Origin of the sequence: Acidovorax sp. CF316 (assembly GCF_000276605.1) — a bacterium.
Lineage (GTDB): Bacteria > Pseudomonadota > Gammaproteobacteria > Burkholderiales > Burkholderiaceae_C > Acidovorax.
Genome location: NZ_AKJX01000119.1, coordinates 41,823 through 58,681, shown reverse-complemented (window position 1 = coordinate 58,681; position 16,859 = coordinate 41,823). Strand labels below are relative to the sequence as shown.

Here is a 16,859-nt window from a genome sequence, read left to right as displayed (position 1 = left end):
AAGTGGATCATGCAGTGTGGGCAGCGTGAGCAGGGCGTGCGGGCGCGCCCTGTTCCCAGAAGGGAAAGAAGTTGAACCAGTCATAGGGCGCCTTGCGCAGCATGCGTTCGAGCTGCTGGGCAAACAGGGCAGCGTACTCGGCCAGCGCCTGCTCGCGCCGGGCACGGGGCAGCAGCACGCGCTCGGCCAGCGGCACGAACTCCACTGCATAGCCCGCGCCCTCGTGCACGCAGCCCATGAAGTACAGCGGGCATTCGAGCACCGAGGCCAGGATGTAGGGCCCGCAAGGGAACGGCGCCTGGTGCCCGAGGAACGGGGCGTGCGTGACGCGGCTTTCGCGCACCGGCACGCGGTCGCCGGCGATGGCGATGAGCTCGCCGCGCGCCACGCGCTCGGCCAGCATCATGGCCGTGGCGGCATTGAACTCGGTCACCTGCAGCAGTTGCACGCCGCTGTCGGGCGCCAGGCGCTGCAGCACGCGGTTGAAGCGCTCGGCATGGGCCGTGTGCACGAGGATGCTCAGCCGCAGGCCCGAGCGCCGCTCGGCCACCGCGCGGCACAGTTCGATGCAGCCCATGTGCGCGGTGACCACCACGGCGCCCTGGCCCTGCGCGAGCAGCGCGTTGAGCGGCTCGCGCCCGGTGAAAGCCACGCGGTCGAAGCGGTAGCGCCCGCTGAGCGCGAGCAGCTTGTCCAGGATCACCTGCGCAAACATGCGAAAGTGCCGCTGGCTCTGGCGCCAGCCCGGCATGCGGGGCCACAGGCCGTGGGCCGCCTGCATGCGCTGCAGGTACTGCAGCGATGCGCGGCGCGCTACCGGGCTGGCCAGCCAGTAGTAGGCGACGATGGGGTACAGGCACAGCAAAAAGGGCCAGCGCCCGAGGAATCGGTGCACCTGGACCATGAGCCACATGCCTGCGACAAAGGTGTTCTCGCCCAGCTGCGCCCAGTGCGGGGCAGCGGGAGGCGGGGCCGCCTGCGGCCCGGGTGCGGGCGTGGGAGCCGTCATGCCGCCTGCCCTGCGCCGCGCCGGCCCAGGAGCTTGCGCGCCAGCAGCAGCGGGCTGCGCAGCAGCATGCCGCCGAACAGGCGCGTGTGCATGCCCGAGATGAGCACGTTGTCGCGCCACACGCGAAAGTGCGAGAGTCCGTCCTGCGGGTAGGTCACGGCCGTGCGCTGGGTGATGAAGGGCACGCCCTTCCAGTGCATGCGCACGAGGATCTCGGTGTCGAACTCCATGTGCTTGCCGATGCGCGCGCCGTCCATCACGCCGATGGCCTCGCGCAGCGGGTAGACGCGAAAGCCGCACATCGAGTCCTCGATGTCCAGCGACAAGGTGTTGATCCACACCCACACGTGGGTGGCATAGCGGCCGTACAGGCGCGCCTTGGGCACGCTGGCGTCGTAGCGCGGGGCGCCGCAGACCATGGCACCGGGTTGCGCGCGGGCCAGCGCGATGAAGGCGGGGATGTCGGCCACGGCGTGCTGGCCGTCGGCGTCGATCTGCAGCGCGTGGCTGTGGCCCGCTGCCAGCGCATGGCGCATGCCGGTCATCACCGCACCGCCCTTGCCCTGGTTCTGCGGCAGGCGCAGCAGCGTGACCTGTTCGCCATGCTGCACGGCCAGGGCATCGAGCACGGCAGCGCAGCCGGGCTCGCAGCCATCGTCGACCAGGATGCAGTGCAGGCCCGCGGCGAGCACGCCCTGCACCATGGCGCCGATGGTCGTCGGGTGGTTGTAGACCGGGATGATGGCGACGGGGTTGAACAACGCGGCGACGCTCATGCGGCCCCCTCCCCTTGCACCAGGCGCCCGCTGGCATGCGGCCCGCGGCTGGAGGTCAGCGCGAACTGCAGGTAGCCCTTGTCGGGCACCCACTGCAGCTGCACCTGCACGCTGGCGCCGGGCAGGATGGGCTGCTGGAACTTGACCACCTCGGCACGCAGGAAGGCCGCGGGGATGCCGAAGGCCTGCTGACCCAGGGTGACCACCCAGTGCAGCTGCGCCACGCCGGGCACGATGGGCGCACCGGGGAAGTGGCCCTCGAGCACGCGCAGCCCGGCATCCACCAGCAGGGTGGCCGTGGCCTGGTGTTCGCCGCGCTCGGTCCACTCGGGCTGCGGCATGAGGGGGCGAAACAGCGCCAGCAGGTCGTGCTGCGTGGTCTTGCCCTGCGCGTTCTGCGGCAGGCGGGCCACGTAGCGCCAGCTGCGCGGCAGGGCCACGCGGTCCACCAGGGGCACGAGCAGTGCACGCAGCGCAGCGCCCATCTGCCTGCGGCCCTGTTGCTGCAGGGCCTGCCAGCCGGCGTCGCTCAATTCAAGCACCATGCCCACGCGGGCTGCGGCGGGCGGTGATTCGAGCACCACGGCCCTGGCCGCGGCCACCCAGTCGCTGGCCAGCAGCGCGTTTTCCATGGCGGTCAGCGAGACGCGCTTTTCGGCGATCTTCACGATGCGGTCGGCCCGGCCCTGCAGCACGAAGCCGGCGCCGGCCTTTTGCGGCAGCGCGCGGTCGGCTGTCTCCCACCAGGCGGTGGCATCGGGCAGGTGACCCGAGCGCACCGAGAGGCAACCGCTGTCGGCCAGGCGCACCTCCACGCCCGGCAGGGGCTGCCAGGCATCGCCCTGCTCCGCGCGGCGGCGCCAGGCGATGCCGCCGGTTTCGGAGCTGCCGAAGACCTCGGTGGTGGAATGGCCGAGCAAGGCCAGCGCATGGGCCGAGGCCTCGGGCGGCAAGGGCCCGCCCGACGAGAAGATGCCACGCAGGCCCTGGGACGCGGCCGCCCAGTCGAGCTGCTGCGGCAGGCGGCTGAGCATGGCGGGGCTGGAGACCAGCAGCGCGGGGCCGGGCTGCGCGAGCTGGGCCACCAGCTCCTCGGGGTAGCGCAGGAATTCGGTGCCCAGGCGCCGCCCTGCTGCCAGCGGCCACAGCACGCGGAACAACAGGCCGTAGATGTGCTGGTGCGACACGGTGGCCAGGGTGCGCAGTGCGGGCGCATCCGCCATGGGGCCAAAGACCGCCTGCAGGGCATGCACCTCGGCATCGAGCTGCGACAGGTACTTGGCGATGCGCTCGGGCACGCCCGTGGAGCCCGAGGTGAACAGCACCACCTGCGCTGTGCGCAGCGACAGGGGCTGCGGCGACACAGCGCCAGCCCCCGCGTCGTCGGGCCCGATGGCACCGGGCAGCAGGCCTGCGCAGGCCTGTACCTGGGGCAGCAGGTGCGCCAGGGTATGCGGCTGCAGGTCGCTGGCCAGCACCGGCGTCTTGCCCGCATGCCAGGCGCCCCAGAGGGCGGCGGCAAAGGCCAGTGGGTCGTCGAAATACAGGCCCACCTCGGTGCCCTGCACTTTCTGGAAGGCTGCGCACCAGGCCTGCACGGCGCGCACCCAGTCCGCATGCTGCAGCGTGCGGCCACCGGTGGCCGCGACTTCATGCGCGGCCGCACGGGCCTGCGGCAGGGCCACTTCGGACAGCGCTGTAAACGTGTTCACTTGCTCGATTCCTGATTCTTGGAGTTGTTTGGACAGGGACGGACGAAAAATCTGACTGACTCTCTATCGCAGGGTCACGCCAGCGCGCTGCGGCGCTTGACCCACTGGCGCACGCACCACTCGGCGCCCATCAGGCAGCCCATCAGCACATAAGCGATGAGCCCGTTGTACAGCGCCCAGGTGGCATCGCTGCTGAAGGCGGCGGTATAGGCCGCCACTGCGCCGTTGGCCACGAAGAACAGGCACCACACGGCGGTCACCTTGCGGGTGTAGCGTACCCCGGCTGGGGGCAGGTCGGGGGCGGTCAACCGGGCCACCCGTTCGATCACCGTGGGCGGGTAGCGCAGGCTCACCGCGAACACCACCAGCAGCACGGCGTTGACCAGCACCGGGTAGAGCTTGACGGCCAGCGCATCGCCCTGCCACCAGGCGGCCAGGGCCAGCACCGCTGCGCCCGAGGCCACGGCCCACCAGAAGCGCTGGCGCGTGACCACGGCGCGCAGCACGGCCAGCGCCACCAGCAGCACTGCCAGCCACTGCGGCGCCACGTGCCCCATGGCAAGGTACACGCCCAGCGGGTACAGCACCGTCAGCACCACCAGAACGGTGGTCACGAGCTTGTGCATGATGGAAGGCTGGCTGCTTGCCCGCGCGCTCAGGCCGTGGAAGCGGCGTCGTTCACCAGCCGGTGCAGCGCGTCGACCACGTCCTGCACGGTGCGCACCGACTTGAAGGCGTCGGCATTCAGGCGCTTGCCCACCCAGGGCTTGAGCTGCACGATCAGGTCCACGGCATCGATGCTGTCGATGTCCAGGTCGTCGTACAGGCGGGCCTCGGGCGTGATGCGGGCGGCGTCGATTTCAAACGTCTCCTGCAGGATGGCGGCGATGCGTTCGTAGATGGCTTCTTTGTTCATGTTGGATTTCCGTGAATGCCGAGCGCTTCAATCAGTCAGTGCGTGCGGCTGGCGGCCACGAAGGCGGCCAGCGCCTGCACGCTGCCAAAGTGCTTGCGCGTCTGCTCCGAGTCGGCCGACATGCTCAGGCCGTAGCGCTTTTGCAGGGCCAGGCCCAGCTCCAGGGCGTCGATGGAGTCGAGGCCCAGGCCCTCGACGAACAACGGCGCCGCAGGGTCAATGTCCTCGGGCGCGATGTCTTCGAGCGCGAGCGAGGAGATGATGATTTCTTTGATTTCTTGCTCAAGTTGAAGCACTGGCAGGCCCCTTGAAAAGTTGTACGGACAGATGCTCGGTCACATGGCGCGCAGCCAGGGTGTCGCTGGCGGCCGAGTCACAGAATTCTTCCACCGCAATATCGGGCCGCACTTCGATGGTGAAGTGCGGCTTGCGCGCGGGCACCTTCCACCACGGCGTGCCCTTGGTCAGCATGGGCAGGCTGCTGTGGATGTGCACGGGCGTGATGTCGATGCGCCCGCGCACCGCCACGTGGGCGGCCCCGCGCTGCAGGCGGTTGGCGCCCTGCACGGGCGTGCGCGTGCCCTCCGGGAAGATGATGAGGTTGTTGCCGCCCTTGAGCGAGCGCACGCAGTCCTCCAGCAGCCCGGCGCCGTCGCCGTTGGTGATGAAGCCCGCCGCCCGGATCGGGCCGCGCATGAAGGGGTTGTGTGCCAGCGCCGCCTTGACGATGCAGTCCGCATGGCGCACGAAGGAGATCAGGAACACCACGTCGATCAGCGAGGGGTGGTTGGCCAGGATCAAGAGACCCCGGCGCTGCAGGCGCTCGCGGCCATGCACCTCGTAGGAGATCACGCCCACAAAGTTCATGAGTCCCACGAACCAGCGAAAGCAGTGGTGGATGGCGGCCTGCGAGAGCTGCTGCTGGCGCGCCGGATCGCGCACCACCAGCGTGAACACCGGGCACACCACGCAGCGCAGCACCAGGCCGCCCAGGCCGAACACGGAAAAGCAGAATCCCGTGGCCACGATACGCCAGGCCCGGTTGATGACTTCAAGCATGCACGCGCTCCCACATCCATTGGCCCGATGCATGGCCATGCACCAGGTGTTGCCGCTCGCCCTTCAGCAGAAAATGCAGGGCATCGAGCCCATGCGGCAAGACACCGGCCCCGCCACGCCCCGGGGTCTCTTCGTCGCCCTGTGGCGCCGCATCGAGTGCCTGCAGTGCAAAGCCCGCTTCGCCGGCCTGCAGGGGCGCCAGCAGTGCGGCCCAGGCGTATTCGGCCACGGGCTCGTCGTGGAACGCAGCGTAGCCGGGCGGCAGCGGTTCGTCGTAGCAGACCAGCAGCACCTCGGCCGCACCGGGCTCGGCATCCTGCAGCAGGCCCACGGCCTCGACGACGCCGGCTTCGGGCGCGCAGTGCGAGGACGCGACGCAGACCGCGTTGGCGCGCATGCCGCGCAGGATGGAGTGCTGCGCGCCGACGGCGTTGTGCACCGACAGGCCGAAGGCGGTGGGCGACAGGGGTTCATCCTGGGCCTGGGAGCGCAGCAGGGACAGCGCCTTGTCGGCATCGCCGTAGCGCGAGGCCCAGACCACGGGGATGTCGGCGCCCTCTTCGGGTGGCAGCACGCTGTCGGCCACACTCACGGCCATCTTCGCCAGGTGACCCAGGCGGCGCCGCGCCATGGCGGGCACGTGGGGCAGCTCGACCGCCGTGCCCCCCACGGGGCACACCGGTGCCTTGGCCCACTGCAGCCATTGCTCCTGACTTTGCAGGCCCGGTGCTATCGCAGCCCACGCCCGAACGGCGAACGCAGCGCGCACAGCCCTCTCCCGATTTCTTTGATTGCTTGGCGTGTGTACGGCACACACGGGGCAATTATCTCAGAAAGCCCCCTGGCGGCGGCAGTTTTACGGTTACATGTGCACACAAATCGGCGCCCCATGCGGGCAACGCCCCCCATACAAAGGGTTACAACGACTTCACCCAAATGGGGGAGGCCATCCAGCGTTGCATCCTGGCGACAAAGAGCGACCGCCCTGCCCTATTCCTCGAACCCGAAGCCCACGGCCGACACCCCGGCTGCGCTCGTGCGCGCCACCAGGTACTGGCCCGGCCCGACGACGATGGCCGTGCGTTCGAGCACGCCCGAGGGCGCCAGGTACACGTCGTACTCGATCCACTCCGCGTCGGTGGGTGTGGCCGCGGCGGCCAGGGCCACGCGGGCCAGCACGGCCGAGGTGTTGCGGTTGACCAGCGACAGCGTGAGCGTGCCGGTCTGCGTGGCCGGCTGGTAGAGGGTGGTGGCCGTGGCCGCGGCCAGGTCCAGTGCAAAAAGGCGTCCGTTTGCCATGTCGATCAAGCTCCTGAAAGATAGAAAACCTTGCTGCGCGACTGCACCGGGGCCCACTGCTGCACGCCCTGGGTCACGAACAGCGCCAGCGGTTGGGCCTGCACCGGCGCCACGGGCAGGCCCAAGGCGCCACCGGCCTGGGAGCTGACCCAGGCCCGCACCCAGTTCGTGCTGGCCAGGGCCTGGCTGTTGTCGCCCGGTGGCAGCGGCGTGGCGGCGGTGACGGTGCCGGCTGCAGCCAGGTGGCCGGCGATGGACTGGTCGCCCGTGAAGGCGTTGCCGCCGGCCAGGTTGGCCTTGGTGGCCAGGCCGGCATCGACCTGCCCGGCCTTGGTGGCCACGCCGTCGAAGCCCAGCTCGACGCGCTGGAACTCGTCCTTGAGGACCTGCTCGTCCACGCGCTGGCCGGGCAGCGGGTTGAAGACGCGGTGGTAGAAAGTGTTGGCCATGGGTGTTGTTGCTCCTTGGTAGCTATCGATCCAGGCGCCGCGGCGTGTACACCACCGACACGCTCTGCAGCGTGTGGGGCAGTTCGTCGCGCGCGGTGCTCACGATGTTCAGGCTGAGGTCGGTGCCCACGCCGTCCAGGCGCACCTTGGAGAGCACGTTGGCGGGCACGCTGTAGTAGCTCTGGCCGTAGTTGCTCACGCTGTAGTAGGCGCCGCCGGCGTTCTGCAGCACATGCACCACGTCGGTCAGGCCCACGTCGGGCTTGCCCAGGCTGTACTCGCCCTGCACCAGCAGGCGACAGGCGCTGCGGTTCTTGCTCTCCAGGTCCACACGCCGAAAGCGCTTTTTCTCCATCGGGCTCTTGGTGTGGTTGAAGGCCAGGCGCAGGTAGGCCTGGATCGGAGCGCCATCGAAGCTGCGGCCCCGGTCGGCCTCGTAGACATGGCCGTCGTCGCTGCCGAAGAAGTTGCGGTGCTCGCCGCCCACCACCGCATCGCAGGTGCAGCGCACCGTGCGCCCGTAGTCGATGGGCATGAAGGCCAGCGCGCTGCCGCCGTCGGCCGTGGGGATGGGCGTGACGCTCAGGCTTTCGCCCGTGGCAAAGAACAGGCGCATGCGCTTGTCGGCCCGGTTGACCACCGAGGCTGTGACCTGGCGCGCCTTGAGCAGGCGCTGGATGCGCGAGGACAGCGGCAGCCGCTCGAAGTTGCCGAAGGCCTGCGTGGCGCTGACCACGGCCACGCCCAGGGTGTCGAACACCAGCACGCGCCCCAGGTTCTGCACGCTGCCGCGCTGGGCGCCCACGTCGTCGGCAAAGTTCACGAAGCGCCAGTCGGCGCTGCTGCTGCCATACAGCACCCAGGTGCGCTCGGCGGCAAACACCATGAGCGCGCCGCCCTCGGCGTCCGACGGCAGCACCTGGAAGCCCGTGACCACATCACCGGCCGCGATCTCGGCCGCGCCCACCACGGCAGACCAGCGGCAGGGATCGCCCACGGCGCTGTGCTGCACCGAGCCCTCGAAGCTGAAGAACAGGTGGTTCTTGTGCGCCACGCAGTGCACGGGCTTGTCCGCCGCCATGCCGGTGGCCAGCGGCACCAGCACCTCGCCGTCGAACTCGAAACCGCGGTTCACGCCATCGGCGCCATAAATGCGCTGCTGCCCTGCCCGGCCGTTGAAGTTGTAGACCACGGCATCGAGCCGGCCGCCGGGCAGTTGGGTGATAGCCGCCTCGGCACCGGCAGCCACGGCCGTCACACCCGCCGTGAAGGCGCCTGCGGTGAACGCGCCGCCCGAGGGCGCGGTGACGATGAAGCGCCCCTTGGCCGTGCCCGCTGCCCAGGTGCCCGACTCCACCACCACGCGCTTGACGATGGCGGACACCGCGCCCTTGGTGACGTTGGCGCCCACCGCAGGCTCCGTGCCGCTGCCGCCGCTGAAGGCCAGCTCGTAGTAATGGAACACCGGCGCCCAGCCGGTGGCCGAACTCTTGTAGATACTGCACGCCGTGGCGGCCAGGTTGTCGCGCCAGGCGTAGACCGTGCCGTTCAATACGGCAATGCCGCGCAGCGGCCCTGACCCCGGCACGGCGCCAATGACCGCGCGGTAGTGGTCGGCGGCCAGCGCTGCAAAGGCGTTGTCGTCGAAGCCATCGATGTCCGAGGCATCGCCGTCGAACACGCCCACCGGGCTGCCCGCCACGGTGAGGGCCTCGCCCACGGCGAACACGCCCGTGGGCCGGGTCACCACCATCTGCGCCGCACTGCGCAGCAACAGCACCACCGCCGTGGCGCCGGAGGTGGTGCCCGCCACCGTCTGCCCCACGGCCACGCCGGTGAAGGCGGTGGCGGCGCGCAGGCACTTGTAGGCCGCATCGCTGGGCCGGGGCCGGCCGTCGAAGCGCTCGTAACCGCCGATGCGCTCGTACCCCTCCAGCGCCGAGCTTTCGTAGTTGATCGCGCCCGTGACCATGCCAGGGCGCAGGGTGAGCTGCGCCGACTCGGCATCGAGCCCGCCCGCCAGCGGGAAGTACTGGGTCTTGAGCGCGGGCATGCGCATCTCGCCGGTCATGCGAGCGGCCTCGCACCAAAGCCGGGGCGTGGCAGCTGCGACTGCGCCAGCGCCGAGAAGCCCATGCTGTAGTTCTGCTCGGCACGCTGGTAGACCTCGCTGGCCGCATCGAAGCCACCGTATTCGCGCAGCGCACGCCAGCCGATCAGGGGATGAAAGCGCGCCGGCAGGGCCGGCTCGTCGGCGTCGAGCACCAGGTCCACCACGTCCTTCACGTAGGCGGCGCGCACCATGTGCACCGCATCGGGCGTGGGGCCCACCAGCAACTCGCCACCGGGCGCCATGCTCCAGTACTGCAGCGCGCCGGGCGCGTGCGTGCCCGTGAGAAAGCGCTGGCGAAACGCCTCGTAGTCGAGCCAGGCCAGCGCATGCTCGCTCACCTGCCCATCGGCCACGCGCCAGGCGCTGGGGCGGTAGCCGTCGGCCGCGGGCTTCCAGGCGGCGAAGTCGGCCAGCGCAAAGCCCGGGGCCGCGGCCTCGGGCACCATCACCAGGCTGCCGGCCGGCACCTGGCCGAGCGCCTCGCCGCGGCGAAACAGCCAGGACTCGTGCGCCAGCGCGATGTCGCGCCAGGCCCAGTTCACCCATTCGAACACGCGGGAATCGTCGCCACTGGCCGTCGTGGCCGAGGCCGGTGGGCCGCCCGACAGGCCGCTCTCGCGCTTGACGGCCCGGGCCAGTTGCAGGAAGTTCATGGTGAGCGCCCTCCCCGCTCAGCTTTTGCGCTGGAGAGGGAAACGCGGCTTCTCGACCCAGCGCATCTTGTCGATGTTCTCGGGCTCCTCGGGGTCGGCCTCGCGCACCGTGTAGGCCAGGCCTTCGATGTGGTCGGCCATCTCCACCGGCACGCGCACCCAGCGCTCGCGCTGGATCTGGATCTGGTAGTTGTTGAGCCCGAAGAAGGGCTGCTGCGGTTCGTGCAGCTCGCCCTTGAAGAGCTTGATCTCGACCGTCTGGCCCGAGAAGCCGTGCTGCTGCACGGCCACGTCGATGTCGGTGTCGGTGCCTGCGGTGGTTTCGGCCAATGCGGCGGCCTTGGCTTGTGCTTTTGCCATGGGAGTATTCCTTCTGTTGAGAGAAGGGGCCGGCTGCATGCCGGCCCCGGGGGTCAAGCCGGCGTCAGGCGCTCACACCATGTTCGATGCGGGTCATCCAGGCGTCGTTCAAGATCGCCGCGGCCGACCACATCTTGAAAGCCACGTGCCCGCGCTGGCCCATGGGGTCGCTGTCGCTGGGCTTGGGGTTGACCACGATGGGCGTGAGGCCCGAGCCCGATGCCGACAGGTTCACCGTGGCATAGGCCTCCTTGCCGACGATGACCGACTGGTACACGTCCACCGCCGTGCCCCCCAGCATGCCGTTCAGCGTGGCATTGCCGGCGTTGACCAGCGGCGCATACAGCGTGGACGAAACGAAGCGGATGTTCTCGAACGCGCCGATCTCGTTCTCGCACAGCGGCTTGAAGGTGCCGTAGTTCTGGATGCGCGTGTAGCCGGCCGGGAAGAACGCGGGGTTCTGCAGGTCCATCTCCACGTTGGGGTGTACAAAGCACACATAGCACGGAGGGATGGGCAGCGTGCCCACGCCGTCGGTGGCGTTGAGCACGGTGGTCAGCGGGCGCGCGTCCTGCGCCTTGAGCTGGCGGATGGCGCGGCGCGCCACGTTGGCCGTCATCGTCGTGTTCACCGCGTTGCGCGCCACGCCGTTGGCATACAGCACCTGCGTGCCGGCCTTGATGGTGTTGTACAGGATCAGCTCCTGCGTCTGGCCCGCGGTCTCGCCCAGCGAGGCACTCAGTTCGCCGAGCACCGGGTCTTCGTGCGTGTCGGCAATCACGTCGGTGATCTGCACGCGCTGGCCGTACTGCTCCAGGTTGGCCGACACGTCGGTGCTGGTGATGTTGCCCTGCACGGGCGTCACGCCTTCGGTCAGCGGCGTGGTGGTGGGCGCCAGGCGGCCATAGCGGCGCCACTTGACGACCTTGGTCTTGCCCTTGGGCACGGCCGTCACCACGGCAAACTTGGCCATGTTCAGGGAGGGCTGGGCACGCTCCAGCATCTTGTCCACCGCATAGGCGGCGGTACGGGGGGTGATGTCACCGTAAACGGTCATGAGATTGGCTCCTTGTCGGAAAATTCAAACGTGTCTGTGTGCGCCAGCGCGCGGCTGCGGCCCCGCAGCCCGTGGCTATGCCAGGCCGCCCAGGCGCTGGCGCCGAAAGAAGTCCAGCGAGGCTTCGAAATCGTCCTCGGGCGGCAGGCCGCCCCGGGCGCCGCTGGCGCGCGAAGTCAAGCCGGCCGCCGACTGCAGCCTGGCGGCATTGGCGCTGGCGCGCTGTGCGGCGGGCTGTTGTTGCTGGGGGTAGCGGGCAATGGGGGCGCGGCCCGCGCGGCGCAGGTGGGCGTCGTACGCATCCATCACCGCAATCGCCTCACCGGGGTCCTGCCCCTGGTAGAAGGCCGTCTGGATGGGCTGGGGCTGCGTGCCGATCCAGGCGCTGAAGTCCGCGCTGCGCACCACCTCCACCGCGTTCGGGTAGGTGGCCTCGAAGGTTTGCATCGCGGCCTGGTAGGCGGCGCTGCGTTGCTCCTGGGCGCGCTGCTCGTGCTCGGCGCGCAGGCCGTGCAGCGGCTCGACCATGCGGGCGGCGGTCTGCTCGGCCACCGTCGCGGCCTGCGCATCCACGGCCTGCAGGGCCTGCTGCACGGCGCCCACCAGCCCATGCAGTTCGGGGAACTGCTGCACCTTCGCGGACAGCTCGGCCAGCCGCGCGGACGCGGCGGCGGAACTGTCGCCCTGGGTGCCCGGCGCAGCCCTGCCGCCACGGCCCTTGAGCTGCGCGTTCTCCTGCAGCAAGCGGTCGCGCTCGGCCCGTGCCTGGTTCAGGTAGCGGTTGAGCTGGCCCACGCGGCCCATCTCGCTGCGCGCCTTGTGCAGCTCTTCCTGCGTGCGGCGCAGCAGCTCGGCGGGGTCGGGGTTGCCGGCCCGGTCGCTGTGCTGCGCGGCGGCTTGGCGCGCACGGGTCTGCGCGGCATCGGTGCCGGTGGCCTCGGCGCCCATCGCCATTGCTGCGGGCAAGTCCCCATCGGGACCTGCCGGCATGGTGGCGGTGGACACCTGCGCGTCACCACCCGTTTCCGCACGCTCCTGGCGCAGAGCATCCAGCGCCTGCACCATCTGGTCCTCGGCATCCATTGCGCTGGCGGCGCCCTCGCCGGGTTCCAGGCTGCCTGCGGTGGCGTGGCTGGTGTTGCTGTTGCTGCTGTCGGTGGTGTTCATGGTGCGGTCGGTCCTTCTTCGGCGTGGCCCGCGGGGCCAGAGGCAGTGGTGGCGGGTGGTGGTTGCTGACACCGGGCGCATCGCCCGTGAAAGCAATGTCCGCGAAGAGGCGAGCGCGCTGAAGGGGTGGCATATATGCCGCTGTTTCAAAGCCCTGCCGGGTCTGGAGGAGCAGTGACGATGGTGGCGTTCACGGTACGCAGAGCAAAAAAAAGCCCGCACTTGGCGGGCTTGGTTCATCGGATTCCCCATCAGATGTCGGAAAAATTCTGGCGGACGAAAGACGCCACAAAGGCGAGCGCATCGGGCTGCAGCCGATTTATCTGGCATACCTCCTGGTAGCTGCTCGAGAACATCTGCACCCGATCGGTCACGCCCGGTGGAAAATCCATCTGCCTGGCCACGATCTCCTGCTACGACCCCCGGTCGCGGTACACCGCGGCCAATCGCGGCTGCATGGCAACCAGTGCAGGGTTCTGAGCCTCCCCCAACTGGCCGATCACATCCAGAAAGTAGCTGTCCAGCAGCCTCAAAAAGGATTTGCCTGCGTAGCGATCCATCTCAATCCTACTTGGGTTTATCGGGTGCAGACGAAATTGCCCCTGGGCACAGGACACTCCAAAATCGGGCGATCACAAATCAGAAAACTCAACCGCCCAAAGCATCCCTGCCGCCACCGAAGCGACGAAAAAATACTGCATCTGGCCATTCATCGTCGTAGGCCTCCAAAATGCTATGCAAGGCGGTTGACATCTTTCTGGAGTGGAACTCGAAATTCTCCTGCTGAGCAAACGCCAGGATTTCCGGCCAACGAAGTTCTCGCATGCAATACCCTATGGCGGTATCCGAAAAGCATATCTCGCCCTGCCGCCCGCCATACCGCTGCCGACGGATGTCGTCCATAAGGAGCTGCGCCAACTGCTGGCGGTGCTGAGCGTTACGCTGCAAAAGACCTAGCAGTTCCTCGTACAAAGGCTCCATCTCATCTTCGCCGGTTTCAGCGTAGTTCACAGAGCGGAATTTTTGACACAACGTATTGAAATTTTCGACGATGAGATCATTCATTTCTTCACCCATTTCCTGCTCTTGAAGTCAAAGATTTTGTTGATGTATCTTTCATCAGAAACTTGGAAGCCATGGTTTCGAAAGGCCTTGACTGCGGCCGCCGCCGCTGCGTCTCCGTTGGGGAGGTAGTGGCCTGATGCGTTATCGATGTACTTGACAGTTCCCCACAGCACCTTGGCTTCACCGGCGGCAATGACCTTTTCTCCTCGTGCCAGATCAACATGGCCAAAACCTCCCGGATCGTGCGGTTTGCGCGCCATGATCAACGCACCATTTTCCTTGACCACATAGAGAACATTTGCAGGCATTCTCAACGCTTGGTCTGTCGTCAAGACCGGCATATCGCGAAGCTCTCTTGCGTCGTCGGGAAATCGATTCGCAAAAACCGGCCCTGGCGGCAATGCATGCATGGGCCAGGCAGGCGGCCCATCGAATGCCTGTGCACCATTGTGAAAACCAGAGCGCGCTGGCACAAGCTTTTCAGCACCTGTAGCCGAGAAAATCTGCAGCACTTTCTGGACACTGCCTGGCGGCACCAGCACCCCTCCTGGAATTTGCAGCCGCTCAGTCTCTGCGATCCCAGCCCGAAGGAGTTGATCCACAATTTCGGCAGGATCACCGCCCGTTACCGCCAGCGAGCCTCCATCCAACAAAACCATTCCCGGATGCGAAGGAGTCAAGGCAGGGGATGCGACCGGCAAGACAGGCCCCTGGCGCCCTGAACCTGCGTCCAGAGCCTGCGCAAGGGGCGACAATGTCCCCCAGGCGCGCTCGGCACTTCGGGGCGCCACCAAAGCGCCTTGCGATCCTGGAAAGATGTCCTCAGCAACAACACCCGCCTGCAGCAATGCGTCGCGGATGAGCGCCGGATCTCCCGTCACGGCCAGCGTCCCAGTGGGCTGCGTGTCCATCCGCAGGACAGCAGCGGCCATAGGTTGGGCCACTTCCTGAGCCGGCTCGGCTTGCGCTGCACCCCCCTGAGGATCCATTGTTGCCTGTGCCATGTGCGCGGCAGGCTCGCTTACCATCGCACGCTCAGAGCCCGCTTGCGCCGCTGGCGGGTTCGCGCGCTCGGCCCCGCCCAGAGCGCGATCAGGCGGCAGGTCGGAGGGCACGGGCAAGTAGTCCTCAGGCAATGCAGAAGCCTGTTCGGCATGCACTGGTGGGGTCGGCGTGGTGTGCTGCTCCCCAACCAGTGGCACATCGGCCCTGTGTGTTCCAGGCTGGGCTGACGCTCCCGTTGGTTCACCGCCGCGCAAGCCGCCTACCGTGCCAGCGTGGGCGCCGAACAGGGCACCGGCTGCGAAGTCATCCACATACTGGGCGCCAGTTCCCTTACGAAGCGGATCTCGGCCAGCGCCCAATTCTTCGGGTACGCGTTGTGCGGCTTCGGTGCCCCCCTGCACAGCCATCTGGGTGCCCACGGACTTGCCCAGGCGTTCCAGCGCGTTGCCTTTGAATGTCTGGGTGCTCAGAGCGTTCAGGCCGATCCTGTCCGCAAGCGTGTCGATGGCGGTGGAGACCGTGGCACCGGCCAGCATCGTGGGCAGATCGAGTGGCTTGCCGCTCCTGCGCGCCTCCTCGGCCGCTTCGCCATAGACCGAACCGAAAGTCTGCACCGTGCTGTTCAAGGCAATACCGACCGCCTCTCCCAGCGCCTTCTTGCCCACGGTGTTGGCGATCAGGCCGCCCATGCCTGCCGAGAGGATGGTGGTCGCCGCCTGAAAGCCCGCATAGCCGCTGTTCTCCAGCGCCCACTCCACCGCATCGCCCGTGCTGCGAATGCCGGTGAAGGTCGGCGCATGGCGGATGTTGTTGACGCCGCGCATGGTCTCCCGGTACCCCTCCAGGCCCCAGTCGCGCAGATCTTCATTTCCGGTCAACTCGCCCGCCAAGCCAAACGCCCCCATGGAGGTGGCATAGAGTCCGGCCGCCCCCTGCGCCAGGCCCCGCACCACAGAGGGCATCTCCTGCGCCGCAGCGCGCTGTCGGGCATCGGCGCGCAGCGCATGCATTTCCTTTGCTTCGGCGACCACGCGCTCGCGCTCGGAATTCGGGTTGTAGCGCTGCACGATGCGCTCGCCGGTGGCGGCGTCGGGGCGCGCCTTGTGCGCCCGCGCATTCAGGCGCTGTTCCAGGTTGGCGTCGAACTGTGCGTTGGCAGCGGCATCGGCGGACGCATAGCCCCGTGCCATGTATTGCGCCTCCCGGTCCACAGGCTTTGGCTCGATGACAGGCTGGGACAGATTGAACTGCGCCAGCGCGCGCAGCCTCTCGCGGCTGGCAGGGTTGATCGCTGCAAGCCGCTGCACTTCTTGCTCCACCGCCCATTCGCGCTGGCCGCTGTCGGTATCAAGCCGCATGCCAGAAGTGGCCCCTCTGCCCCCACCTGCTCCGCGCCAGGCCTGTGCTGAAGTGATGACCTGCTGCTCGGACATATCTTCCTGGTCATCCGCAGCACCAGGCCAGGCCAGCTTGAAAAGGTTCATCAGCGGCCCTCGGGCAAGGATGAGTGGATCGGACTGCCACTGTCCTCAGGGACCGGTCGGCCGCATAGGATCTGCATATATGCGAAGGCCACGATCCCGCTTTGCCACAAGCCCTCCGACCTGGGCGAAACAACTTCCAGAAAAAAGCCCGCACTGGGCGGGCTACTGGAGGGCGGAGGTCACCAACGGTCGCGCCTCACCACAGCACCCCGATCAGCGCAAATGTCCCGCCCAGCACGAACATGGCCTGGAACAACATGCTGCGCAGCTTTTCGTCCGCGCTTTCGCCGGACCACGACTCCACGCCCGTGAGCTGGATCACCGAGCCCCAGGTGGCGAAGATGGCGCCCAGGGCGGCCAGGACCTTGCCCATGTCGTTCGGGAACTCCAGTTCCAGCGGCCGACCCAGGCCCGAGTACATGATGACCAGCAGCATGAACACGCCCACGATGGCCAGGCCCGCACGCCAGAACTGCGCGCGCGTGCGCAACAGGCGCTCCAGCGACGCCTGGCGCAGGGCCTCCAGCTCGGTGCCGGTGCTCCACCCGCCCGCCTTGTAGCGCGCGAGCTGGTCCGCCGGCTGGATGATGATGGCCAGGTCGTGCGCGGCCGCCATGTCGGCAAAGCGCCTGCGGCTGAACAGAAACGCCCACAACGTCGGGAAGGTACTGAGACGCTTGGGCACCACGGGGGGTACCGGGGACGGCATGGCTAGGTGTCCGCCCTCTTCTCTTG

Annotated in this window: 20 protein-coding genes; all 20 read right to left on the bottom strand. The window is 68.0% G+C overall.

Annotated elements, in window-relative coordinates:
* Positions 1-7: 7 nt before the first annotated feature.
* The 20 genes from PMI14_RS14005 to PMI14_RS13915 all read right to left on the bottom strand — a co-directional run bounded on the left by PMI14_RS14005 (position 8) and on the right by PMI14_RS13915 (position 16,809).
* A complete protein-coding gene (locus PMI14_RS14005) occupies positions 8-1,009 on the bottom strand; it encodes an acyltransferase (protein WP_007855398.1) in 1,002 nt (333 codons plus the stop codon).
* Complete coding sequence (locus PMI14_RS14000; RefSeq protein ID WP_007855393.1) at positions 1,006-1,785, bottom strand: glycosyltransferase family 2 protein; 780 nt, start codon at positions 1,783-1,785, stop codon at positions 1,006-1,008. Before PMI14_RS14000 ends, PMI14_RS14005 begins: the two co-directional genes overlap by 4 nt.
* Positions 1,782-3,497 (bottom strand): AMP-binding protein, encoded by a 1,716-nt coding sequence (locus tag PMI14_RS13995; RefSeq protein ID WP_007855391.1) that lies wholly within the window; start codon positions 3,495-3,497, stop codon positions 1,782-1,784. Before PMI14_RS13995 ends, PMI14_RS14000 begins: the two co-directional genes overlap by 4 nt.
* Before the next feature lie 74 nt (positions 3,498-3,571).
* A complete protein-coding gene (locus PMI14_RS13990; protein WP_007855390.1) occupies positions 3,572-4,123 on the bottom strand; it encodes a hypothetical protein in 552 nt (183 codons plus the stop codon).
* Positions 4,124-4,152: 29 nt separating this feature from the next.
* Positions 4,153-4,413 (bottom strand): acyl carrier protein, encoded by a 261-nt coding sequence (locus PMI14_RS13985; protein ID WP_007855389.1) that lies wholly within the window; start codon positions 4,411-4,413, stop codon positions 4,153-4,155.
* A 35-nt stretch (positions 4,414-4,448) separates the two neighbouring features.
* A complete protein-coding gene (locus tag PMI14_RS13980; protein WP_007855388.1) occupies positions 4,449-4,709 on the bottom strand; it encodes a phosphopantetheine-binding protein in 261 nt (86 codons plus the stop codon).
* Positions 4,696-5,472, bottom strand: a complete 777-nt coding sequence (locus PMI14_RS13975; RefSeq protein ID WP_007855387.1) for a 1-acyl-sn-glycerol-3-phosphate acyltransferase — start codon at positions 5,470-5,472, stop codon at positions 4,696-4,698. Before PMI14_RS13975 ends, PMI14_RS13980 begins: the two co-directional genes overlap by 14 nt.
* A complete protein-coding gene (locus PMI14_RS13970) occupies positions 5,465-6,241 on the bottom strand; it encodes a beta-ketoacyl synthase chain length factor (protein WP_007855386.1) in 777 nt (258 codons plus the stop codon). Before PMI14_RS13970 ends, PMI14_RS13975 begins: the two co-directional genes overlap by 8 nt.
* Before the next feature lie 221 nt (positions 6,242-6,462).
* Complete coding sequence (locus PMI14_RS13965) at positions 6,463-6,771, bottom strand: hypothetical protein (RefSeq protein WP_007855384.1); 309 nt, start codon at positions 6,769-6,771, stop codon at positions 6,463-6,465.
* 5 nt (positions 6,772-6,776) lie between these two features.
* The gene (locus PMI14_RS13960; RefSeq protein ID WP_007855383.1) at positions 6,777-7,220 is read right to left on the bottom strand and encodes a hypothetical protein; all 444 of its coding nucleotides are present in this window, start codon (positions 7,218-7,220) and stop codon (positions 6,777-6,779) included.
* A 22-nt stretch (positions 7,221-7,242) separates the two neighbouring features.
* Complete coding sequence (locus tag PMI14_RS13955; protein ID WP_007855382.1) at positions 7,243-9,291, bottom strand: hypothetical protein; 2,049 nt, start codon at positions 9,289-9,291, stop codon at positions 7,243-7,245.
* Complete coding sequence (locus PMI14_RS13950) at positions 9,288-9,986, bottom strand: hypothetical protein (RefSeq protein ID WP_007855380.1); 699 nt, start codon at positions 9,984-9,986, stop codon at positions 9,288-9,290. Before PMI14_RS13950 ends, PMI14_RS13955 begins: the two co-directional genes overlap by 4 nt.
* Before the next feature lie 18 nt (positions 9,987-10,004).
* Entirely contained in the window at positions 10,005-10,346 is a 342-nt protein-coding gene (locus PMI14_RS13945; protein WP_007855378.1) for a hypothetical protein, read from the bottom strand.
* A 64-nt stretch (positions 10,347-10,410) separates the two neighbouring features.
* Positions 10,411-11,403, bottom strand: coding sequence for a N4-gp56 family major capsid protein (locus tag PMI14_RS13940; protein ID WP_007855377.1), 993 nt, complete (start codon positions 11,401-11,403; stop codon positions 10,411-10,413).
* 75 nt (positions 11,404-11,478) lie between these two features.
* A complete protein-coding gene (locus PMI14_RS13935; protein WP_007855375.1) occupies positions 11,479-12,570 on the bottom strand; it encodes a hypothetical protein in 1,092 nt (363 codons plus the stop codon).
* A 251-nt stretch (positions 12,571-12,821) separates the two neighbouring features.
* Complete coding sequence (locus PMI14_RS34880; RefSeq protein WP_157405894.1) at positions 12,822-12,962, bottom strand: hypothetical protein; 141 nt, start codon at positions 12,960-12,962, stop codon at positions 12,822-12,824.
* Positions 12,963-12,983: 21 nt separating this feature from the next.
* A complete protein-coding gene (locus PMI14_RS34875) occupies positions 12,984-13,130 on the bottom strand; it encodes a hypothetical protein (protein ID WP_007855373.1) in 147 nt (48 codons plus the stop codon).
* Positions 13,131-13,218: 88 nt separating this feature from the next.
* Positions 13,219-13,635, bottom strand: a complete 417-nt coding sequence (locus PMI14_RS13925) for a hypothetical protein (protein ID WP_035203777.1) — start codon at positions 13,633-13,635, stop codon at positions 13,219-13,221.
* Complete coding sequence (locus PMI14_RS13920; protein WP_007855368.1) at positions 13,632-16,124, bottom strand: hypothetical protein; 2,493 nt, start codon at positions 16,122-16,124, stop codon at positions 13,632-13,634. The genes PMI14_RS13925 and PMI14_RS13920 overlap by 4 nt, the downstream gene beginning before the upstream one ends.
* 196 nt (positions 16,125-16,320) lie before the next feature.
* Complete coding sequence (locus tag PMI14_RS13915) at positions 16,321-16,809, bottom strand: hypothetical protein (RefSeq protein WP_157405893.1); 489 nt, start codon at positions 16,807-16,809, stop codon at positions 16,321-16,323.
* Between the last annotated feature and the right edge of the window lie 50 nt (positions 16,810-16,859).